The organism is Citrobacter sp. Cpo045 (genome assembly GCF_030332875.1).
Classification (GTDB): Bacteria; Pseudomonadota; Gammaproteobacteria; order Enterobacterales; family Enterobacteriaceae; genus Citrobacter; species Citrobacter portucalensis.
In genome coordinates, this window is sequence record NZ_JAOWGZ010000107.1 from 1 (window position 1) to 22284 (window position 22284).

The 22284-nt window shown below is 52.9% G+C and carries 23 protein-coding genes and 1 pseudogene; 8 read left to right on the top strand and 16 right to left on the bottom strand.

Translation table 11 applies throughout. From position 1 onward, the window contains the following. From tuf to fkpA, 9 genes are all read right to left on the bottom strand, one after another. A partial coding sequence (gene tuf, locus OGY13_RS21900; protein WP_118262821.1) for an elongation factor Tu occupies positions 1-1097 on the bottom strand: 1097 nt, incomplete at its 3' end. Between the two features lie 69 nt (positions 1098-1166). Further along, positions 1167-3281 (bottom strand): elongation factor G, encoded by a 2115-nt coding sequence (fusA, locus tag OGY13_RS21905; protein WP_003023659.1) that lies wholly within the window; start codon positions 3279-3281, stop codon positions 1167-1169. Between the two features lie 96 nt (positions 3282-3377). After that, positions 3378-3848, bottom strand: a complete 471-nt coding sequence (rpsG, locus tag OGY13_RS21910) for a 30S ribosomal protein S7 (protein ID WP_003023657.1) — start codon at positions 3846-3848, stop codon at positions 3378-3380. A gap of 95 nt (positions 3849-3943) precedes the next feature. Further along, positions 3944-4318 (bottom strand): 30S ribosomal protein S12, encoded by a 375-nt coding sequence (gene rpsL / locus OGY13_RS21915; protein WP_003023654.1) that lies wholly within the window; start codon positions 4316-4318, stop codon positions 3944-3946. 125 nt (positions 4319-4443) lie between these two features. After that, positions 4444-4731, bottom strand: coding sequence for a sulfurtransferase complex subunit TusB (tusB, locus tag OGY13_RS21920; RefSeq protein ID WP_008786292.1), 288 nt, complete (start codon positions 4729-4731; stop codon positions 4444-4446). Between the two features lie 7 nt (positions 4732-4738). Continuing rightward, entirely contained in the window at positions 4739-5098 is a 360-nt protein-coding gene (gene tusC, locus OGY13_RS21925) for a sulfurtransferase complex subunit TusC (protein ID WP_213752603.1), read from the bottom strand. Continuing rightward, the gene (gene tusD, locus OGY13_RS21930) at positions 5098-5484 is read right to left on the bottom strand and encodes a sulfurtransferase complex subunit TusD (RefSeq protein ID WP_008786293.1); all 387 of its coding nucleotides are present in this window, start codon (positions 5482-5484) and stop codon (positions 5098-5100) included. The genes tusC and tusD overlap by 1 nt, the downstream gene beginning before the upstream one ends. Then, the gene (locus tag OGY13_RS21935; RefSeq protein ID WP_003023643.1) at positions 5484-6206 is read right to left on the bottom strand and encodes a helix-turn-helix transcriptional regulator; all 723 of its coding nucleotides are present in this window, start codon (positions 6204-6206) and stop codon (positions 5484-5486) included. The genes tusD and OGY13_RS21935 overlap by 1 nt, the downstream gene beginning before the upstream one ends. 167 nt (positions 6207-6373) lie before the next feature. Next, the gene (gene fkpA / locus OGY13_RS21940) at positions 6374-7192 is read right to left on the bottom strand and encodes an FKBP-type peptidyl-prolyl cis-trans isomerase (protein ID WP_003827768.1); all 819 of its coding nucleotides are present in this window, start codon (positions 7190-7192) and stop codon (positions 6374-6376) included. Positions 7193-7424: 232 nt separating this feature from the next. Here fkpA and OGY13_RS21945 point away from each other — a divergent pair, with 232 nt between their 5' ends. Beyond that, on the top strand, positions 7425-7643 hold the full coding sequence (locus tag OGY13_RS21945; protein WP_003023639.1) for a protein SlyX: 219 nt from the start codon (positions 7425-7427) through the stop codon (positions 7641-7643). Between the two features lie 113 nt (positions 7644-7756). Here the strand turns inward: OGY13_RS21945 and slyD are convergent, their stop codons facing one another. From slyD to kefG, 4 genes are all read right to left on the bottom strand, one after another. After that, complete coding sequence (slyD, locus tag OGY13_RS21950; RefSeq protein ID WP_008786294.1) at positions 7757-8368, bottom strand: peptidylprolyl isomerase; 612 nt, start codon at positions 8366-8368, stop codon at positions 7757-7759. Positions 8369-8462: 94 nt separating this feature from the next. After that, positions 8463-8663: a YheV family putative zinc ribbon protein gene (locus tag OGY13_RS21955; RefSeq protein ID WP_003023632.1), complete on the bottom strand. Its 201-nt coding sequence runs from the start codon at positions 8661-8663 to the stop codon at positions 8463-8465. A gap of 9 nt (positions 8664-8672) precedes the next feature. Beyond that, the gene (gene kefB, locus OGY13_RS21960) at positions 8673-10478 is read right to left on the bottom strand and encodes a glutathione-regulated potassium-efflux system protein KefB (RefSeq protein ID WP_003827759.1); all 1806 of its coding nucleotides are present in this window, start codon (positions 10476-10478) and stop codon (positions 8673-8675) included. Then, positions 10478-11029, bottom strand: coding sequence for a glutathione-regulated potassium-efflux system ancillary protein KefG (kefG, locus tag OGY13_RS21965; protein ID WP_003023629.1), 552 nt, complete (start codon positions 11027-11029; stop codon positions 10478-10480). The genes kefB and kefG overlap by 1 nt, the downstream gene beginning before the upstream one ends. A 132-nt stretch (positions 11030-11161) precedes the next feature. Here kefG and OGY13_RS21970 point away from each other — a divergent pair, with 132 nt between their 5' ends. Then, a complete protein-coding gene (locus OGY13_RS21970; protein ID WP_213752604.1) occupies positions 11162-13063 on the top strand; it encodes an ABC transporter ATP-binding protein in 1902 nt (633 codons plus the stop codon). A gap of 52 nt (positions 13064-13115) precedes the next feature. Here the strand turns inward: OGY13_RS21970 and OGY13_RS21975 are convergent, their stop codons facing one another. Together OGY13_RS21975 and prs are read right to left on the bottom strand one after the other, a co-directional pair. Continuing rightward, complete coding sequence (locus OGY13_RS21975; protein ID WP_118262822.1) at positions 13116-14606, bottom strand: nicotinate phosphoribosyltransferase; 1491 nt, start codon at positions 14604-14606, stop codon at positions 13116-13118. Positions 14607-14620: 14 nt separating this feature from the next. Beyond that, complete coding sequence (gene prs / locus OGY13_RS21980) at positions 14621-15481, bottom strand: ribose-phosphate diphosphokinase (RefSeq protein ID WP_198802913.1); 861 nt, start codon at positions 15479-15481, stop codon at positions 14621-14623. Between the two features lie 191 nt (positions 15482-15672). On the opposite strand from prs, the gene OGY13_RS21985 reads away from it, so the two are divergent. The 4 genes and pseudogenes from OGY13_RS21985 (at position 15673) to OGY13_RS22000 (ending at position 18634) form a co-directional block, all read left to right on the top strand. After that, positions 15673-16392, top strand: a complete 720-nt coding sequence (locus OGY13_RS21985) for an NUDIX domain-containing protein (protein WP_008786298.1) — start codon at positions 15673-15675, stop codon at positions 16390-16392. Positions 16393-16427: 35 nt separating this feature from the next. After that, positions 16428-17496: pseudogene (locus tag OGY13_RS21990) on the top strand (hydrolase). Beyond that, the gene (locus tag OGY13_RS21995; protein WP_003023615.1) at positions 17493-17711 is read left to right on the top strand and encodes a YheU family protein; all 219 of its coding nucleotides are present in this window, start codon (positions 17493-17495) and stop codon (positions 17709-17711) included. Before OGY13_RS21990 ends, OGY13_RS21995 begins: the two are co-directional and overlap by 4 nt. Positions 17712-17764: 53 nt before the next feature. Continuing rightward, positions 17765-18634, top strand: a complete 870-nt coding sequence (locus tag OGY13_RS22000) for a phosphoribulokinase (protein ID WP_003827751.1) — start codon at positions 17765-17767, stop codon at positions 18632-18634. A gap of 93 nt (positions 18635-18727) precedes the next feature. On the opposite strand, the gene OGY13_RS22005 is transcribed toward OGY13_RS22000, so the two are convergent. Then, a complete protein-coding gene (locus OGY13_RS22005) occupies positions 18728-19135 on the bottom strand; it encodes an OsmC family protein (protein ID WP_003827750.1) in 408 nt (135 codons plus the stop codon). Between the two features lie 308 nt (positions 19136-19443). On the opposite strand from OGY13_RS22005, the gene crp reads away from it, so the two are divergent. Continuing rightward, a complete protein-coding gene (crp, locus tag OGY13_RS22010) occupies positions 19444-20076 on the top strand; it encodes a cAMP-activated global transcriptional regulator CRP (protein WP_000242758.1) in 633 nt (210 codons plus the stop codon). A gap of 51 nt (positions 20077-20127) precedes the next feature. Further along, positions 20128-22215, top strand: a complete 2088-nt coding sequence (locus tag OGY13_RS22015) for a YccS/YhfK family putative transporter (protein ID WP_008786302.1) — start codon at positions 20128-20130, stop codon at positions 22213-22215. Positions 22216-22284: the final 69 nt, after the last annotated feature.

A 22284-nucleotide genomic window follows, 5' to 3' on the forward strand; every position in this document is an offset into this window, starting at 1 on the left:
GGGTGGATCAGGGTAACAACCATTTTGATGTTGTCGCCCGGCATTACCATCTCTACGCCTTCCGGCAGTTCGATGGTACCAGTCACGTCAGTAGTACGGAAGTAGAACTGCGGACGGTAGCCTTTGAAGAACGGAGTATGACGGCCGCCTTCGTCTTTGGACAGAATGTACACTTCAGATTCGAACTTGGTGTGCGGCTTGATAGAGCCCGGCTTAGCCAGTACCTGACCACGTTCGATTTCTTCACGTTTGATACCACGCAGCAGAACACCAACGTTCTCACCAGCACGGCCTTCGTCCAGCAGTTTGCGGAACATTTCAACGCCAGTACAGGTAGACTTAGCAGTCTCTTTGATACCAACGATTTCAACTTCTTCACCAACTTTGATGATACCGCGCTCTACACGACCGGTAACAACGGTACCACGACCGGAGATGGAGAATACGTCTTCGATAGGCAGCAGGAACGGTTTGTCAATCGCACGCTCTGGTTCTGGGATGTAAGAATCCAGGAAGCCAGCCAGTTCGATGATTTTCGCTTCCCACTCTGCTTCGCCTTCCAGCGCTTTCAGAGCAGAACCACGAACGATCGGAGTGTCGTCGCCCGGGAAATCGTACTGAGACAGAAGTTCACGGACTTCCATTTCTACCAGTTCCAGCAGCTCTTCGTCATCAACCATGTCGCATTTGTTCAGGAACACGATGATGTACGGAACGCCTACCTGACGACCCAGCAGGATGTGCTCACGAGTCTGCGGCATCGGGCCGTCAGTCGCAGCAACAACCAGGATCGCGCCGTCCATCTGCGCAGCACCGGTGATCATGTTTTTAACATAGTCGGCGTGGCCCGGGCAGTCTACGTGTGCGTAGTGGCGAGTCGGGGTGTCATATTCAACGTGAGAAGTGTTGATGGTGATACCACGAGCTTTTTCTTCCGGCGCGTTATCGATCTGGTCGAATGCACGAGCAGCACCGCCGTAGGTTTTAGCCAGTACGGTAGTGATTGCAGCGGTCAGGGTAGTTTTACCGTGGTCAACGTGGCCGATGGTGCCGACGTTAACGTGCGGTTTTGTACGTTCAAATTTTTCTTTAGACACGGCTATATTCCTTACTATAGTGCTCTCCCCTATGGAGAGAGCACGGGACTTAGGTTTTAATCCTGTGGATTATTTACCACGGGCTTCAATAACGGCCTGAGCAACGTTGTTCGGCGCATCGTCGTACTTCAGGAACTCCATGGAGTAAGAAGCACGGCCTTTGGTCAGAGAACGCAGCTGGGTTGCATATCCGAACATTTCAGACAGCGGAACTTCAGCATGGATAACAACGCCAGTGACGTTGGATTCCTGACCACGAAGCATACCACGACGGCGGCTCAAGTCACCGATTACGTCACCGGTGTTCTCTTCCGGAGTCTCTACTTCAACCTTCATGATAGGCTCAAGCAGAACTGGTTTCGCTTTCTTAAAGCCATCTTTGAAGGCGATAGAAGCGGCCAGTTTAAACGCCAGCTCAGAGGAGTCAACGTCATGGTAAGAACCGAAGTGCAGACGCACGCCCAGATCAACAACCGGGTAACCAGCCAGCGGGCCAGATTTCAGCTGTTCCTGGATGCCTTTATCAACGGCCGGGATGTATTCGCCAGGAATTACACCACCTTTGATGTCGTTGATGAACTCGTAGCCTTTCGGGTTTGAACCCGGCTCCAGCGGGTACATGTCGATAACAACATGACCGTACTGACCGCGACCACCAGACTGCTTAGCGTGTTTACCTTCGATATCGGTAACTTTCGCGCGAATCGCTTCGCGGTAAGCAACCTGAGGTTTACCGACGTTCGCTTCAACGTTGAATTCACGCTTCATACGGTCAACGATGATGTCGAGGTGCAGCTCACCCATACCAGCGATAATGGTCTGGTTAGATTCTTCGTCAGTCCATACGCGGAATGACGGGTCTTCTTTAGCCAGACGGCCCAGAGCCAGACCCATTTTTTCCTGGTCAGCTTTGGTTTTCGGTTCTACCGCGATGGAAATTACCGGCTCAGGGAATTCCATACGTTCCAGAATGATCGGGTGATCCGGGTCACACAGAGTGTCACCAGTGGTCACGTCTTTCAGACCGATTGCAGCAGCGATATCGCCCGCGCGAACTTCTTTGATCTCTTCACGTTTGTTAGCGTGCATCTGTACGATACGGCCGAAACGTTCACGTGCAGTTTTCACGGAGTTCAGGATGGTGTCACCGGAGTTAACCACACCAGAGTACACGCGGAAGAAGGTCAGGTTACCCACGAACGGGTCAGTAGCGATTTTGAATGCCAGAGCAGCAAACGGCTCGTCATCGCTAGCATGACGCTCAGCAGGAGTATCTTTACCGTCGTCCAGAATACCGTTGATCGCAGGTACGTCTACTGGGGATGGCAGGTAATCAATTACCGCATCCAGCATCGCCTGAACACCTTTGTTCTTGAACGCAGAACCACAGGTTACCAGGATGATTTCGTTGTTCAGAACGCGCTGACGCAGAGCTTTTTTGATCTCTTCTTCAGTCAGTTCTTCACCACCCAGGTATTTCTCCATCAGCTCTTCTGAAGCTTCTGCAGCGGACTCGATCAGGTTCTGGTGCCATTCTTCAGCCAGTTCCTGCATGTCAGCCGGGATATCTTCATAAGTGAAGGTTACGCCTGCATCTTCTTCGTTCCAGTTGATGGCTTTCATTTTCACCAGGTCAACAACACCGGTGAACGCTTCTTCAGCGCCAATTGCCAGCTGCAGCGGAACAGGGTTCGCGCCCAGACGGGTTTTGATCTGACCAACAACTTTCAGGAAGTTCGCACCCATACGGTCCATTTTGTTAACGAACGCAATGCGCGGAACTTTATATTTGTTTGCCTGACGCCATACGGTTTCAGACTGAGGCTGAACACCACCAACTGCGCAGTAAACCATTACTGCACCATCAAGCACACGCATGGAACGTTCTACTTCGATAGTGAAGTCAACGTGCCCCGGGGTGTCGATGATGTTTACGCGATGCGGTTCATACTGCTTAGCCATACCAGACCAGAATGCAGTAGTCGCTGCGGAGGTGATAGTAATACCACGTTCCTGCTCCTGCTCCATCCAGTCCATGGTGGCTGCGCCGTCATGAACTTCACCGATTTTATGGTTTACACCGGTGTAGAACAGAATACGTTCGGTAGTAGTGGTTTTACCGGCGTCGATGTGCGCACTGATACCGATGTTACGGTAGCGCGCGATGGGTGTTGTACGAGCCATTTGATTCCTCGTTTATCTTTTAGGCGTTCAATTTAAGTAGCCCAAAGCGGGCTGCCTACTAGAAGCGCCCGCCTGGTGACTAAAACTCCGAAGGGATTACCAACGGTAGTGTGCGAACGCCTTGTTGGCTTCTGCCATACGGTGAACGTCTTCACGTTTCTTAACTGCAGTACCTTTGTTTTCTGCAGCATCAGAAAGTTCGTTCGCCAGGCGCAGAGCCATGGATTTATCACCGCGTTTACGAGCAGCTTCAACGATCCAACGCATTGCCAGGGCATTACGACGGACCGGACGGACTTCAACTGGTACCTGATAAGTAGAACCACCAACGCGGCGAGACTTAACTTCGACAGTCGGGCGCACGTTTTCGAGAGCTACTTCGAAAGCTTCCAGTTCGTTTTTACCAGAACGCTGAGCCAGGGTCTCCAGCGCGCTGTATACGATAGTTTCGGCAGTAGATTTTTTACCATCTACCATCAGGATATTTACAAATTTAGCCAGCAGTTCTGATCCGAACTTCGGATCCGGCAGAATTTTACGCTGACCAATGACGCGACGACGTGGCATGGAAATACTCCGTTGTTAATTCAGGATTGTCCAAAACTCTAAGAGTTTAGTTTGACATTAATATAAAACGTTTGGCCTTACTTAACGGAGAACCATTAAGCCTTAGGACGTTTCACGCCATACTTGGAGCGTGATTGCTTACGGTCTTTAACGCCGGAGCAGTCAAGCGCACCACGAACGGTGTGGTAACGAACACCCGGGAGGTCTTTTACACGACCGCCACGGATCAGGATCACGGAGTGCTCCTGCAGGTTGTGACCTTCACCACCGATGTAGGAAGTCACTTCAAAACCGTTAGTCAGACGAACACGGCAAACTTTACGCAGTGCGGAGTTCGGTTTTTTAGGAGTGGTAGTATATACACGAGTACATACGCCACGTTTCTGCGGGCATGCTTCCAGCGCAGGCACGTTGCTTTTTGCAACTTTGCGTGCACGTGGTTTGCGTACCAGCTGGTTAACTGTTGCCATTAAATAGCTCCTGGTTTTAGCTTTTGCTTCGTAAACACGTAATAAAACGACCTCATACAATATGAGGACGCAGAATTTTAGGTCGGTGTCGAAAAGGTGTCAAGAAATATACAACGATCCCACAATTACCAGGACATCTGGCTGGGATGCTTCACCGTAAGTCTGACGAAGTCAGTATAGCTAACCCTGACGACACTGTCTGAAATTTGACCACTCAAACCGCGAGCCTTAATGTCTTCTTCCAGTACATAGACCTTAATGGAGGCATTTTGCAGACTTTCAAGGAAACGGCTTCCTTCGATTGCCGCCGTCACGCCATCCTGGAGCAATAAAAGCTCATCGTCTTTATCTACCAAGCGAAGAAGAGAGGAGAAATCGGTAAGCCACGCGGAGCGATGTAGTGTGTGCAGCATGAGGGTCTCAAAACCTTAAAATGACGTCAAAGTTGCCTAACTCACGGCGTAAATCTTCCGGTTCAAGCGCTGTCGCATCGACCACAAAATTAACCCCCTGCTGAAGGCCCCGCTCGCGTAATGAGGCAGCGCAGAGCCAACATTGATCGATATCGTACAACCCTAATAGCTTGAAGGTTGCGATATAGTCTCGCGCCAGCACAGTATCCGGTTGTTGTCCCTGGAGGATTTGAAAGACGCCATCGCCGATAAAAAACACGCCGAGGTCTTCCGTTAATGCAGATGTCGCCAGCAATGCATCTAACCCTTCACGGCCAGATGCGCTGCCGTGCGGCACGGTAGAAAAGACAAAAGCAACACGTTTCATCAGAACTGCACCACGCGATCGCAGGTCAGGGATGCCTCAGCCAGCGATCCAAGCCCGCTGAGGTTAAAACCTGATTGTAAATTAGCCCCTGCCAGTCCCAGCCGCTTTGCCTCAGTTTCATCAACAACGCCGCGACGCAACGCCGCCGCCACGCAGATATTCAGCGTTACACCATGCTGTTGGTTCAGCTGTTGCCAAGCCCGCACCAGATCATATTCATCACTGGCGGGTGAAGTCAGTAAGTTGGCGTTATATACACCTTCTCGATAGAAAAAGACGCTGCATAACTCATGCCCTTCTTCGAGAAGCGCATGAGCAAATTGCAACGCGCTGCTCGCCTGCTGCGTGCCATAAGCAGGCCCTGTCACCATGATGGCAAAACGCATTACTTGTCTTGCCCCTGGAAATCGCCGCTTTTGAACTGACGAATATAGAGGTAGACCGTATGTTTGGAGATGTTCAGCCGATCGGCGACCTGATTGATGGCATCTTTAATATCGAAGATGCCTTTCTCATATAAATTCAGGACGATCTGGCGGTTCTTCGCGTTGTTGGAAACATTGCGATCGGCATTCACTTCTTCGATCGTGAATTCCAGCGTCTGGGTAACCAGATCTTCCACCGAAGAAGCGAAGTTGACGGCAGAGCCCACTTCCGGGGTTTCCGGTGGTATAAAGGTATTCATTATCTGCGAGAAAGGAACATCAAGGTTCATGTTGATGCACAGCAGACCAATCACGCGATGCTCACGGTTGCGAATGGCAATCGTCACCGACTTCATCAAGACACCGCTTTTCGCACGTGTGAAGTAACACTTCGACACGCTGCTATCCGCACCCGTCATATCATGCAGCATACGCAACGCAAGGTCGGTAATCGGTGAGCCAATTTTACGGCCCGTGTGTTCACCGTTAGCAATGCGGATGGCCGAGCATTTCAAATCCTGCAAAGAGTGCAATACGATTTCACAATGGGAACCAATGAGCATCGCCAACCCGTCCACTACCGCTTCGTAGGATTTGAGGATATCGAAGTCGGTTTGATCGAAAGGACGTTGATCCAGCAAATCTAGCTCACTGGTTTCGTTGGTTAAAAGCGACCTGGACATGAAAAAAAGCACTCCTTTTCAGGAGCCTGTCGTTATGTTGTCAGGGCAGGCTCATCACTATTATAGGGGCATCTAAAGTAATACAGCGCACAAGGCGCTTTCCAGTATTAATTATATCCTGTCGATAATAAAAAACCGCCGCCCTGTGGGCGGCGGTTTCTGTTAGCTTATTTTTTGCTGCTGTCTGCAGCTTTATCTGCCGGTGCAGCATCTGGCTGCGCGTCAGCTTTCGGTGCCGGTTTGATGTCTAACAGTTCAACATCAAAGACCAGCGTAGAGTTGGCCGGAATACCCGGGACGCCCGTTTTGCCGTAAGCCAGATCCGGTGGGATAACCAGCTGGATTTTGCCGCCTTTCTTGATGTTTTTCAGGCCTTCAGTCCAGCCAGGGATGACACCGTCAAGACGGAAAGACAGCGGCTCACCACGGGTGTAGGAGTTATCAAACTCTTTACCATCGATCAGCGTACCTTTGTAGTTGACTACCACGGTATCGCTATCTTTCGGTGCAGCGCCAGTACCTTCTTTCTCTACTTTGTAGACCAGGCCAGTAGAAGAGGTTTTAACGCCTTTCTCTTTAGCAAATTTCTCGCGGTAAACTTTACCTTTGGCTTCGTTGTCAGCCGCGTCTTTTTCCATTTTCGCCTGAGCGGAGCTCTTCACGCGCGCTTCAAACGCCTGCAGAGTTTGTTCGATTTCCTGGTCAGACAGTTTGCTCTTGTCTGCAAACGCATCCTGAACACCAGCGATCAACTGATCTTTATCCAGTTTGATGCCCAGTTTTTCCTGCTCTTTCAGAGAGTTTTCCATATAACGACCCAGGGACGCGCCCAGCGCGTAAGCGGCTTTTTGGTCGTCATTCTTGAATGCTGCTTTGCTGTCAGCAGTAGCGGCTGGTTTCGCAGCATCAGCAGCGAAGGTGATCGGGGCATGCAGAGCAACAGCCATTGTGGTCGCCAGCAGCGTTACTTTAAACAGTGATTTCATCCATATCTCCAGGGCCGGGGCATCTCACCCCAGGGTTAGCTAACATAAAAATGTACTATAAAGCGTTGCAGAACAAATCAACATACAGGCACGCCCTATTATCACCACTTTTCAGACTCTTTTTGTTTAAATTAGTTTCGTTACCGAAGATTGAGTGCTGTGCAAACAAGCAAAGTTAAGTAGAATTCGCCGCAGTCCGCGATCTGCCGGAGAAAAAAGAAAGAGGTGAATCATGCAGGATACAACTATGGAAACTCGCCTGGCTGAACTGGAAAGTCGCCTGGCATTTCAGGAGATCACCATTGAAGAGCTCAACGTGACGGTGACCGCGCATGAACTGGAAATGGCCAAACTGCGCGACCATCTGCGTCTGCTGACGGAAAAGCTCAAAGCAACGCAGCCGTCCCACATTGCGTCGCAGTCTGAAGAGACCCCGCCGCCACATTATTGAGACGTAAAAAAAGCGGGGATATCCCCGCTTTTTTGTGCCGGATGACGACGTAAACGTCTTATCCGGCCTACGGTAGGCCTGATAAGCGTAGCGCCATCAGGCAATCATACCGATCAGTGGCAACCGCAGCCGCCGCCGTTACCTTTACCGCCACCGCCGCAGCAGCCTTCGCCGCCGTGCTCGTGACCATGGTCGTGACCGTGGCCGTGACCACCGCAGCAACCGTCATGACCGTGGTCATGATCGTGGTCGTGACCGTGCGCACCGTGAACGTGGCCGTGAGCCAGTTCTTCTTCGGTCGCTTCGCGGATAGCAACAACTTCTACGTTGAATTTCAGATTCTGGCCAGCCAGCATGTGGTTACCGTCAACCACAACGTGGTCGTCTTCCACTTCGGTAATTTCTACCGGTACTGGACCCTGGTCAGTTTCAGCCAGGAAACGCATGCCAACCTGCAGTTCGTCAACGCCCATGAAGACGTCTTTAGGAACGCGCTGCACCAGGTTTTCGTCGTACTGACCGTATGCGTCGTTTGCGCCAACAGCAACATCGAATTTGTCGCCAACTTCATGACCGTCCAGCGCTGTTTCCAGGCCAGAAATCAGGGAACCGTGACCATGCAGGTAGTCCAGCGGTGCACTCACCGGAGACTCATCAACCAACACACCGTCTTCTGTACGTACCTGATAGGCCAGGCTGACCACCAGGTCCTTTGCTACTTTCATGATATCTCCTGAGCATGGAAAGAATAGTGGCGCAGATTGTAGCGGAATTCTGCACCCGTGTACCCTCTAGCTTAAAAAAAGCTGCGCCATATCGCTAGTCCGGATGAAAAATCCCGATCACTTGCTCTTCTTTGCGAACGTGCTCGCGCGCCTCTTTATCTGCTTCCCGCATCTGATGACCGCACTTAACACACTCAACAATATCGATATTATTTTCGCGCCACATCGCCAGCGTATCCTGCGACTGGCAGGACGGACATTTTGCACCTGCGATAAAACGTTTACGAATTGCCATGGTTATCCTCTACTCAAATTCATCCCAGCCATCCAGCTGACGTCGCTCTTGCTGCATCTCTCGTTGGAAAATTTCCTCCAGCTCGCGCCGGGCTTCCCTGGCTCGAGAGATTTGTACCGTATCTGTATGCATGGGGATCAGTTCCCGCAGCATGCGCATATCCAGCCGCCGAAAATGCAGCTGAGCACGCTGAGCCTGGTGCGGATGCATTCCCAGTGTAACCAGCGTTTTACGCCCCAACTCCAGCGCACTGGAGAACGTTTCGCGGGAAAACTGCGTCACACCAGCCTGTAATAACTCATGCGCCTCTACACGTCCGCGCGCTCGCGCAAGAATATGCAAATGCGGAAAATACTGTTGGCACAGTTCCACCAGTTTCATGGTGTCTTCAGGCTCATTACAGGTAATAACAATAGATTGCGCCGCCTCTGCCCCTGCGGAGCGCAACAGTTCCACCTGCGTGGCATCACCGTAATAAACCTTATAGCCATATTTACGCATCAGATTCACCGCGCTGATATCCCGCTCCAGAACGGTAATGCGCATTTTATTGGCCATCAACAGGCGACCAATAACCTGACCAAAACGCCCAAATCCCACCACAATCACCTGCGGTTTATCATCTTCCACCCAGGGTTTTTCGTCTTCCTCATCCGTGCCGTTAAACTGGCGGGAGAGCCATTTATCAATCAGCTTCATCACCAGCGGCGTGGTCATCATCGACAGCGTGACGGTCACCAGCAGCAACGCCATTTGGTCGCCCTGAAACAGCCGTTGCGAGGATGCCGTTGAAAACAGCACGAAAGCGAATTCCCCCCCCTGACTTAAAACCCCGGCAAATTGCATCCGTTCAGAGCTTCTCATGCCGTTAAGACGCGCCAGCACATACAACACCAGCATTTTTACGACCACCAGCACTATCACGCTCGCTGCCACCCACAGAATATGGGTGTAGAGCACACCGAGGTTGAGCGACATGCCAACGGAGATAAAAAACAGCCCGAGCAACAGGCCTTTAAACGGATCGATTGCCGTTTCCAGCTCATGTCGGTATTCGCTTTCCGCCAGCAGCACGCCCGCGATAAACGTTCCCAGCGCCATTGATAGCCCCAGCGCATCCATAAATAAAGCAGAACCCAGCACCAACAGCAGCGTGGCAGCGGTGAACACTTCCCGCACGCCAGAATCCGCAATAAAGCGGAAAACCGGACGCAGCAAATAGCGACCGCCAATCAGCATGCCGGCAAAGGCCAGCACCTTCATCCCCACTTTGATCCAGTCAAAATGTTCGTCAGCAGAACCCGCCAGTAGCGGAACCAGTGCCAGCGCGGGGATCACCGCCAGATCCTGAAACAGCAGTACCGAAAAACCCAGTTGTCCGGATTCACTGCGGTTCATGCCTTTTTCGCGCATTAACTGTAGCGCCATAGCGGTCGATGACATCGCCAGACCAATGCCGCCAACCACTGCCGCCTGCCAGGAGAACGCAGTGAGCATCAATAATCCGGCCAGCACCACCGCGCTCAGCATCACCTGCGCGGCACCGACGCCAAAAATTGAACGCCGCAGTTGCCACAGTTTGGCGGGATTAAGTTCCAGCCCAATGATGAACATCAGAAAGACTACGCCCAGCTCGGAAAAATGCAGGATTTCATCCACATCGCTGATAAATCCTAATCCCCACGGGCCGATAGCAATACCCGCCAGCAAGTAACCCAGCACCGGACCGATACCCAGCTTTGAGGCCAGGGGAACTGCGGCCACCGCCGCGAAGAGGAACAACACTCCCGCTGTCAATAAATCAGAACCTTCCATCAGCGGCCTCCCACAGGGATCGGATTCGCCAGCCAGTCACCATACGCTTTCGCATGGCTGTCCAGCTCCTGCTTCGTTTGCCGTCTGGCCCAGTAAACGATAATTGGGCTCATCCAGTGCATGCGGCACATACCGGCCGTTAGCTCGAAAGGACGCAGCACATCGCTCATTGGATAACGGTTTAGCGCGTCATAGCGGTAGGCACTTTCCGGTTCTCCGGTAGTGATAACGCTACGCCAGTACTTTCCCGCCAGTTGATTCCCTCCGGGACCGCTGGCAAATCCGCGGCTCAGTACGCGGTCAAGCCATTCCTTTAACAGCGCCGGACAGCTATAGGTATAGAGCGGATGCTGAAAAACAATCACATCATGCTCACGCAGCAGCGCCTGTTCATGCGGAATATCGATAAAAAAATCAGGATAGTGCGCGTAAAGGTCGTGCACGGTAACATTGCTGAGCTGCATGGCCGGTTTAAGCAGAACACGGTTCGCGACCGAGTCCTGAGATTCCGGATGGGCATACAGCAGCAAGACTTTCGCTGGCTGGAACATCATCCCCCTCCCGGTTTTGTCTTTTGTCTATTTTCGACGTTTTGGGCTACCATTGCGCCTCGGTGCGGCAAACGGCCCGCACATTACATTATCATAATGATAAATTAACATAGTCTGAACATACGGCGCCTTATGATTGTTTTCTCATCGTTACAAATTCGTCGTGGCGTGCGCGTCTTGCTGGACAATGCCACGGCCACCATTAATCCTGGGCAAAAGGTTGGCCTGGTGGGTAAAAATGGCTGCGGTAAATCTACCCTGCTGGCATTGCTGAAAAATGAACTCAGCGCCGACGCTGGAGGATTTACCTATCCGGGAAACTGGCAGCTCGCGTGGGTGAATCAGGAAACGCCTGCGTTGCCACAGCCCGCGCTGGAGTACGTCATTGACGGCGACCGCGAGTATCGTCAACTGGAAGCGCAGTTGAACGACGCCAACGAACGTAACGATGGACATGCCATTGCCACTGTCCATGGCAAGCTGGATGCCATCGACGCCTGGACCGTGCGCTCACGCGCCGCCAGCCTGCTGCATGGCCTCGGCTTCTCCAACGAACAGCTTGAGCGCCCGGTCAGCGACTTCTCCGGTGGCTGGCGTATGCGTCTCAACCTGGCCCAGGCGCTGATTTGCCGTTCAGACCTACTGCTGCTCGATGAACCCACCAACCACCTCGATCTCGACGCGGTGATCTGGCTGGAAAGATGGCTGAAAAGCTATCAGGGCACGCTGATTTTGATCTCCCACGATCGCGACTTCCTCGATCCGGTGGTAGATAAAATTATTCATATCGAACAGCAAACCATGTTCGAGTACACCGGCAACTACAGCGCGTTTGAAATCCAGCGTGCGACCCGCCTCGCACAGCAACAGGCAATGTACGAAAGCCAGCAGGAGCGCGTGGCGCATCTGCAAAGCTATATCGATCGTTTCCGCGCTAAAGCAACGAAAGCGAAGCAGGCACAGAGCCGTATCAAAATGCTGGAACGCATGGAGCTGATTGCCCCAGCGCACGTGGACAACCCGTTCCACTTCAGCTTCCGTGAGCCGGAAAGCTTGCCAAACCCGCTGCTGAAGATGGAAAAGGTTAGCGCAGGCTACGGCGATCGCGTCATTCTCGATTCGATCAAACTGAATCTGGTGCCGGGTTCCCGCATCGGCCTGCTCGGTCGCAACGGCGCGGGTAAATCGACGCTGATTAAGCTGCTGGCCGGCGAACTGGCCCCAATCAGCGGTGAGATTGGCCTGGCGAAAGGCATCAAACTGGGCTACTTCGCGCAGCACCAGCTGGAGTTTTTACGCGCCGATGAATCACCCATTCAGCATCTGGCACGCATGGCACCGCAGGAACTGGAGCAGAAACTGCGTGACTACCTGGGTGGATTCGGCTTCCAGGGCGATAAAGTCAGCGAAGAGACACGCCGCTTCTCCGGTGGCGAAAAAGCGCGTCTGGTACTGGCGTTGATCGTCTGGCAGCGCCCTAACCTGCTGCTGCTCGATGAACCAACCAACCACCTGGACTTGGATATGCGTCAGGCGCTGACCGAGGCGCTGATCGATTTTGAAGGCGCGCTGGTTGTCGTCTCGCACGACCGTCACCTGATCCGCTCCACCACCGACGACCTCTATCTGGTACACGACAAGAAAGTCGAGCCGTTTGATGGCGATCTGGAGGATTATCAGCAGTGGCTGAGCGATGTCCAGAAACAGGAAAACCAGGGCGACGAACCGGCGAAAGAGAGCGTTAACAGCGCCCAAGCGCGTAAAGACCAGAAGCGCCGTGAAGCGGAACTGCGCTCCCTGACGCAGCCGCTGCGTAAAGAGATTACCCGTCTGGAAAAAGAGATGGAGAAACTGCACGCACAGCTGGCGCAGGCGGAAGAAAAACTCGGCGACAGCGAACTGTACGGCCAAAGTCGCAAAGCCGAACTTACCGCCTGTTTGCAGCAGCAGGCCAGTGCGAAATCCGGGCTGGAAGAGTGTGAAATGGCCTGGCTGGAGGCTCAGGAACAGCTTGAGCAGATGCTGGCCGAGTAGTCATCATTGCCGGATCCGACGCCAACACGTCTCATCCGGCATTTATGTTGAATTATCCCTGTGTCGCCAGACGCTGGCGAATTTCTTCGAAATGCTCGCGGTTAAACAGCTTGCCGTTGAGAAAACGAGTTTTCAGCTCCCCTTCCTGCTCTTGCTCCCAGGTCTGTTCGTCATGCAGACGCAGTTCCCCTTGCTCATCACGTGTGACGCGAAGCAGACCACGGGCTGAACGTTTCAGACCATTATCAGTTTTCGGTTCTTTAAAAATCGTCCGGCCTTTGCCGTCGACTTCTCCCCACGTCGCTTTCATCGCAAAACCAAAGGTGTCACGTGTGTTGTATTGATAAGTAAAAGAACCAACGCCAAACACGACGTTTGAACTGGCAAATCCTTTCGCTTCCAGACGCCGCAGGATCTCATTCGCTCGCTCAAGGGTGATGGAGTCGCCATAAATCAGTCCGACATGCGGGTCGAGCACCTTGTAACCTTTGGCGTTAATCGTGCCGCCAAAAATCTCCCACAGCACTTCCACGGACCCTTTCTCCTGAGCGGTACGATCGCTGCGGGTATCCTCATCTGCACCAGTACCACACAGGATCTCAACCGGGTTGCCGCTATCCGGACGGAATACCACCCGACCTTCACGCGCCAGAATGATGTTCTTCAGTTCGCGGGTATATTCCGTCAGCACCTGCCAGTAGTCCCAGGTATCAGAGACTATCGATACAAATCCTTGCGGGTAGAGATCGGCAATCAGGCGGCGGAAGGTTTCAATCTCATGCTCGCGCTCGCCCATACACATCACGCTGTGTTCGGTAGCCGGAATGCTGGCGCCGATAAAATAGGGCTCGCCGTCGGTGTAGTAATCGCGGGCGTACAGCAGAGATGGAATACTGTCGGTCCCTTTAAAGCTCAACAAATGCCCACTGCCCGCCTGCATGGTGTCCTGTAATCCGGACATACCGCGAAATGAAAAGTCATGGCACTGGAAGTCAAGGTGCGTCAGGTCGCTACAGGTTTGCTCTGCCCAGCGAGCGCAGATTTTGCGGTAGTGGTGAGCTATTGTGGCATTTGTTGACGCCTTCCACAGCTCCGCCGACAGCACGGTCTCCAGGTAATTCACCAGCCAGAAAAACTCGGGTTGGGTGTTGATGATAGTTAAAACCGGTACCGCCATCGGGACTTTGCTGCCTTCATCCAGCGCCTTGATGTGCAGCGGTAGATAGCCCAACTGATGCAGTGCACGAATATGGTCCACCGCCACCGCATCTTTGCCCAGATAGCTGTCCATGACCTGTTTGTATTCGCTGACCACCTCGTCTTCCGGGCGGGCAAAGAACGCCTCATTAAACAGGTCGACTAAAAACCACTGCATAAAACCCTGCAGGCCGAAGAATACCAGTTTGCCATCCGCCAACGGCGAGGAGAAAAAGCGATCGCTGCGTGGGGTAAAGTTGGAATACACGCGATGGGTACCCTGCGGATACTGTACGCGATGAGAAACTTTGTAGCCGTCGATAGCCAGAATCGGGTTCATTTTCATAATCAGTCTCTCCCTCAGGCGCGGTAAATCGCGTCAATATCGATAAGCTCAAGCTGCGGATGTACCAACGCTGAGGCAGCTAAAGAGGTGGTGGTGTAGATAGCGTCAATACCGTTTGCAAACAGGTGATCAACGCCCTTAGAAAAGATACCGTGGGTGACATACAGGCTGACACTGCGGGCGCCAGCATCACGTAACACCTGTGCAGAGCCTATAAACGTACCGCCTGCGTCACACAGATCGTCAACAATCAGCAGATCCCTACCCCTGACGTCTCCGGCCAATAACGCAAATCCCGTCAGGCTGCCGCTTGCCACATCACGTTTTTTACTCAGGATGGCGTACTGCTCCACACCGGCTACTCTGGCTACAGCATCAATCTTCTTCAGCGATCCCGCATCGGGAGCAACCAGCATCAGCGCGTTTTGCTGAAACAGCCGCGATAATGACGCGCTTTGCATCAGGCAGACCTCCTGGGGGATCGCCACGAAGTTGTCGATTGCAGCAGCCGCCGCATCGCTGTGCGGGTCGAGCACGTTAACCTTGTCAAATTTCAACGTATTGAGCTGACTGGCGAAGACTTTCAGCGCAAAGCTGTCACCCGATACCATATGTCTGTCCTGACGCGCCCACGGCAGCCAGGGAAGGTCGAGATGGCTGACCAGTACATCGGTCTGATGACGTACCGCCTCAACCAGTTGCGCCAGCAGCATAAAATCGTTCATATCGCGCATAGCCGTGGCACGGATGCGCATCAGGCGAGCAAAGGTTGGCAACGCATCGGTGACTTTTAACCAGACAGCACCATCAGGAAAAACACCGCTGGCAACGGCATAGGTCTGGTCGTCCAAAGTTAGTGTCAATTTTATGTTCATCGCGCTCCCCCCTTAATTGTGTCCCTTCGACACAATTAATAATGTCCCTGTGACACATATTAAGCAAGCATAAAATGAATTATTTTTAAGCCGTGAGCTAATCCACTGATAAGCAATGAGAAAAAACGAACCTTGCCCCCCGGTGTCGGGCTGGTACACTTGTCAGCGTTACAAATCATCGTGAGTACCTTATGACCACCGAAGCCGACTACCTGAATCAGTACGATGCCAGCCGCTTCCCTTCACCTCTGGTGACGGTAGATAGCGTGTTATTTACCCTGCATCAGCAGGCGCTGTGCGTATTACTGGTCGAGCGGGCAAACCAGCCGCAAAAAGGGCGTTGGGGATTACCCGGCGGCTTTATTGATATCGAAAACGATGATTCAACCCGCGCCACCGCGCTGCGCAAACTCACCGAAAAAACAGGCGTTTCGCCTTCGTGGCTGGAACAACTGGATACCTTTTCCGGCCCTGATCGTGACCCGCGCGGCTGGAGCCTGACGGTCACCTGGTTTGCACTAATCGCCTGGGTAGACTGCGCGCCCCATATCGCCAGCGTCAGTAATGCCCGTTGGGTGCCGGTTGATGAACTGAAAAACTATTCACTCGCGTTTGATCACGAGAAAATTATTACCGCGGCGCTACACCGCTTACGGCAAAAAACGATGTACTCGCTCCTGCCCGTATACTGCTTGCCGGAAACATTTACCCATGGGCAACTGCTCGAAGCCACTGAGGTGATCCTCGGCCAGTCGATCCAGCGTAAAAGTCTGATTCGTCGCTTTGAAGCGTCAGGAATGTTTGAAGATACCGGAGAAAGCGTGGCGACAGGGACGCGTAAAGCCCGCCTGTGGCGACGTAAACCCAACGTCGATTTTCATCTTTTCTCGCGTAACCTGCTGACTGACTAGCGACAAAATCACATATTGGCTAACCCGCACGCGCTGTGCGCGGTATAGTTATTCTTTCCGATTATTAATTGCTCCGGTGTTATGGTTGAAATCACGTCCACAGAAATGACCCCACCTACCGACGATTCGCGAGAATTCCGCCCGATGCGCGGTATCAGTAACCGCCATCTGCAGACGATGCTGCCGCGTTTAATTCGCCGCAAGGTGAAGTTCGACGCCCACTGGCAGCGTCTGGAATTGCCTGACGGTGATTTCGTCGATCTGGCGTGGAGCGAAGATCCGCAACAGGCGAAACACAAACCGCGCCTGGTGGTTTTTCACGGTCTGGAAGGCAGTCTGAACAGCCCCTACGCACATGGCCTGATTGAAGCAGCACAAAAGCGCGGCTGGCTGGGTGTGGTAATGCATTTTCGCGGTTGCAGCGGCGAACCCAATCGTCTGAACCGTATTTATCACTCCGGTGAAACAGAAGATGGCACCTGGTTTTTACACTGGCTGGAGCGTGAGTTCGGTCGCGTACCGACCGCGGCGGTAGGTTATTCACTCGGTGGAAACATGCTGGCTTGCCTGCTGGCAAAAGAAGGCAACGATATTCCGATAGATGCGGCGGTTATCGTTTCTGCGCCTTTCGTGCTGGAAGCCTGTAGTTACCATATGGACAAGGGCTTCTCCCGGGTCTACCAGCGCTACCTGCTCAATCTGTTGAAAGCCAATGCCTCACGGAAGCTTGAAGCTTATCCAGGTTCGCTGCCGGTGAGTCTGGCCCAGTTGAAATCTTTGCGCCGCATTCGCGATTTTGACGATCTAATCACCGCCAAAATTCACGGTTTCGCCGATGCTATAGACTATTACCGCCAGTGCAGCGCCATGCCGTTGCTCAATCGGATCGCCAAACCAACGCTGATTATCCATGCGAAAGACGATCCGTTTATGGATCATCATGTGATCCCGAAACCGGAAAATCTGCCCTCACAGGTGGAGTACCAGCTTACTGAACACGGCGGCCACGTCGGATTTATAGGTGGCACGGTGCGCCGTCCTGAGATGTGGCTGGAATCAAGAATCCCGGACTGGCTGACAACGTATCTGGAGGCGTCATCATGATTATCCCCTGGCAAGATATCTCCCCGGACGCGCTGGATAATTTGATTGAAAGCTTTGTCTTGCGCGAAGGCACCGATTATGGTGAACATGAACGCTCGCTCGAACAAAAAGTCGCCGACGTCAAACGCCAACTACAATCAGGTGAAGCCGTGCTGGTGTGGTCTGAACTGCATGAAACGGTCAACATTATGCCGAGGAAGCAGATTCACGAGTAATCCGTAGCCGCCGGCCGACTTTGCTATAATTACAACCATTTCATGGAGTTGTTATGTCTGCCAAACATCCGGTGATTGCGGTAACAGGATCCAGCGGCGCGGGGACCACCACCACCAGCCTCGCGTTTCGTAAAATTTTCGCGCAGTTAAATCTGCGCGCCGCCGAGGTGGAAGGTGACAGTTTTCATCGCTATACCCGTCCGGAAATGGACATGGCGATTCGCAAAGCGCGCGATGCCGGGCGGCATATCAGCTATTTTGGCCCCGAAGCTAATGACTTCGGCTTGCTGGAACAAACCTTCATCGAATACGGTCAGACGGGCAAAGGCCAGTCGCGAAAATATCTGCACACTTACGATGAGGCCGTACCGTGGAACCAGGTTCCGGGGACATTCACGCCCTGGCAGCCGCTACCTGAACCGACGGATGTACTGTTCTACGAAGGGCTGCACGGCGGTGTCGTCACCCCGCAGCAAAACGTGGCCCGGCATGTCGATCTGCTGGTTGGCGTGGTACCTATCGTAAACCTGGAATGGATCCAGAAGCTGACCCGCGATACCAGCGAGCGTGGACATTCGCGTGAAGCGGTGATGGACTCGGTGGTGCGTTCAATGGACGATTACATCAATTACATCACGCCGCAGTTTTCCCGGACGCATATTAACTTCCAGCGCGTACCGACCGTCGATACCTCCAACCCCTTTGCCGCTAAGAGCATTCCATCACTGGATGAAAGCTTTGTCGTGATTCATTTTCGTAACCTGGAAGGGATCGACTTCCCGTGGTTGCTGGCCATGCTGCAGGGCTCATTCATTTCCCATATCAATACGTTAGTCGTACCTGGCGGCAAGATGGGTCTGGCGATGGAATTGATTATGCTGCCGCTGGTACAGCGACTGATGGAAGGTAAGAAGATCGAGTGATGTAGTCTTTTGCCGGATGTTGGTTGATGCCTTATCCGGCCTACGCGTTTATATCCTGTAGGCCTGATAAGTGTAACGCCATCAGGCATGGCATCACGCAGCAGCAACCACTTCATAGGAATGGGTAATGTTCACCGCCTTTTCCAGCATCAACGCCACGGAGCAGTATTTTTCCGCTGAAAGATCGACGGCGCGGGAGACAGACGCATCTTTCAGATCGTTACCCGTTACGATGAAATGCAGGTTGATGTGGGTAAACAGGCGCGGCGCTTCATCACGACGCTCTGAAGTCAGCTTCACTTCGCAGTTGGTCACATCCTGACGACCCTTTTGCAGGATCGATACCACATCAATTGCGCTACAACCGCCAGCAGCCATTAATACCATTTCCATCGGGCTCGGCGCTTTATCACCGGAGTTACCGTCCATCAAAATTTGGTGGCCAGAGGCGGACTCACCGAGGAAGGTTAACCCCTCAACCCACTTTACACGCGCTTGCATATTTCGTAACTCCAATGTTTCAATTTTCCTGACAGATTACGCGCACATAACAATTCTCGCAACGGAAGGCGACCTGCGTCATGCTGAAGCGAGACACCAGGAGACACACGGCGAAAGCTATGCTAAAACAGACGGGATGCTACAGTAATACATTGACGTACTGCATGTATGCAGAGGACATCACATTACAGGCTGCAGTATATTTTTGACAGCCCCTTTCCCAGGTAGCGGGAAGCATATTTTTGCAAACCCAGAGGCAGCGTCGTTTTCTGGCTCTGGAGACAGCTTATAACAGAGGATAACCGCGCATGGTGCTTGGCAAACCGCAAACAGACCCGACTCTCGAATGGTTCTTGTCTCATTGCCATATTCATAAGTACCCATCGAAGAGCACGCTGATTCACCAGGGTGAAAAAGCGGAAACGTTGTATTACATCGTTAAAGGCTCCGTGGCAGTGCTGATCAAAGATGAAGAAGGGAAAGAAATGATCCTTTCTTATCTGAATCAGGGCGATTTTATTGGTGAATTAGGCCTCTTCGAAGAAGGTCAGGAACGTAGCGCCTGGGTACGTGCCAAAACCGCATGTGAAGTCGCTGAAATTTCCTACAAAAAATTTCGCCAATTAATCCAGGTCAACCCGGATATTCTGATGCGCCTGTCTTCTCAGATGGCTCGTCGTCTGCAGGTCACGTCTGAAAAAGTGGGCAACCTTGCCTTCCTCGACGTAACCGGTCGTATCGCGCAGACTCTGCTGAATCTGGCGAAACAGCCTGATGCGATGACCCACCCGGACGGCATGCAGATTAAAATCACCCGTCAGGAAATCGGCCAGATCGTTGGCTGCTCCCGTGAGACCGTCGGTCGTATTCTGAAGATGCTGGAAGATCAGAACCTGATCTCCGCACACGGTAAGACCATCGTCGTCTACGGCACGCGTTAACCCCATCGAAGTGGCGCGTTACCCAGTAATGCGCCACTTTTGTTTACTCCGATGTGGCGAAGACTGATATACCACCCAGAGATCAACTACGCACTACGACAAACGCTGGTGCTATGTTTACCTGTGGCTGTTGGTCTGATCATCGGTCAGCTTCATTTGGGGCTTCTCTTTTCCCTCGTCCCTGCCTGCTGCAACATTGCCGGTCTTGATACCCCGCACAAGCGCTTTTTCAAACGCTTAGTCATTGGTGCATCGCTGTTTGCCGGGTGCAGCTTGATCATGCAGCTACTGCTTGCGCAAACTATACCGCTACCATTGATCCTCACCGGCCTGACGCTGATTCTTGGCGTAACCGCCGAGCTAAGCCCCTTGCATGCGCGATTACTGCCAGCCTCGCTTATCGCGGCGATTTTCACGCTCAGCCTGGCCGGGAATATGCCCGTCTGGGAGCCGCTGCTGATCTATGCGCTGGGCACGTTATGGTACGGCCTGTTCAACTGGTTCTGGTTCTGGATGTGGCGCGAGCAACCGCTCCGCGAATCGCTCAGCTTGCTGTACCGTGAATTAGCCGATTACTGTGAAGCCAAGTACAGCATGCTGACCCAGCATGCCGACCCAGAAAAAGCGCTGCCTCCCCTGCTGGTTCGCCAACAAAAGGCGGTGGATCTGATTACCCAGTGCTATCAGCAAATGCATATGCTGTCGGCACATCACAACAATGAATACAAACGCCTGCTGCGTGCCTTTCAGGAGGCGCTGGATTTACAGGAGCATATTTCCGTTAGCCTCCACCAGCCAGAAGAAGTGCAAAAACTGGTTGAGCGTAGCCACGCGGAGCAGGTAATTCGCTGGAACGCGCGAACCGTCGCCGAACGCCTTCGGGTACTGGCCGATGATATTTTGTATCACCGCTTGCCGACCCGTTTCTCGATGGAAAAGCAGATTGGCACGCTGGAGAAAATCGCCAGGCAGCATCCGGACAATCCGGTGGGGCAATTTTGCTACTGGCACTTCAGCCGTATTGCCCGCGTGCTACGGACCCAGCGCCCGCTATATGCCCGTGACTTAATGGCTGACAAGCAGCGTCGGTTGCCGCTGATCCCTGCCCTGAAAAACTACCTGTCGTTGAAATCCCCAGCGCTGCGCAATGCCGGACGCATCAGCGTTATGTTGAGTATCGCCAGCCTGATGGGCAGCGCCTTACACCTGCCAAAGCCTTACTGGATTTTGATGACAGTCCTGTTTGTTACGCAAAATGGCTACGGGGCGACCCGGGTGCGCATCTTACACCGTTCCGTAGGTACGCTCGTTGGACTGGTTATTGCCGGCGTCACGTTGCACTTTCATATTCCCGAAGGTTTCACGCTGGCGGCCATGCTGCTGATCACCCTGGTGAGCTATCTGATCATCCGTAAAAACTACGGCTGGGCTACCGTCGGTTTTACGGTAACGGCGGTATACACCCTGCAACTGCTGACGCTGAACGGGGAAGAGTTTATCGTGCCGCGGTTTGTCGATACGGTCATTGGCTGCTTAATCGCCTTTGGCGGCACGCTCTGGCTGTGGCCACAGTGGCAGAGCGGTCTGCTGCGTAAGAACGCCCACGATGCGTTAGAAGCCGACCAGGAGGCCATTCGTCTGATCCTCAGCAACGATCCACAGGCCACGCCGCTGGCGTATCAACGCATGCGCGTCAACCAGACACAAAACACGCTGTTCAACTCGCTGAACCAGGCAATGCAGGAGCCGGGATTTAATTCGCACTACCTTGCAGACATGAAACTGTGGGTCACGCACAGCCAGTTCATCGTTGAACACATCAACGCGATGACCACGCTGGCAAGGGAACATACGATGCTGACGCCGGATTTGGCGCAGCGGTATCTGGAGTCCTGTGAAATTGCACTCCAGCGTTGTCAGCAGCGGCTGGAATATGATGGGCCGGGAAGCTCGGGAGATGTGAATATTCTCGAAGCGCCAGAGATGCTGTCCCATGGTCCGTTAAGCACCCTTGAGCAGCATCTGCAGCGGGTTCTTGGGCATCTGAACACCATGCATACCATTTCGTCGGTAGCATGGCGTCAGCGACCGCACCACGGGATCTGGCTGAGCCGCCGACTACGAGACATGAAAGGTTAAGAGATTTGCCGGATGCGCTACGCTTATCCGGCCTACGAATCACACCTTACCCTGTAGGCCGGATAAGGC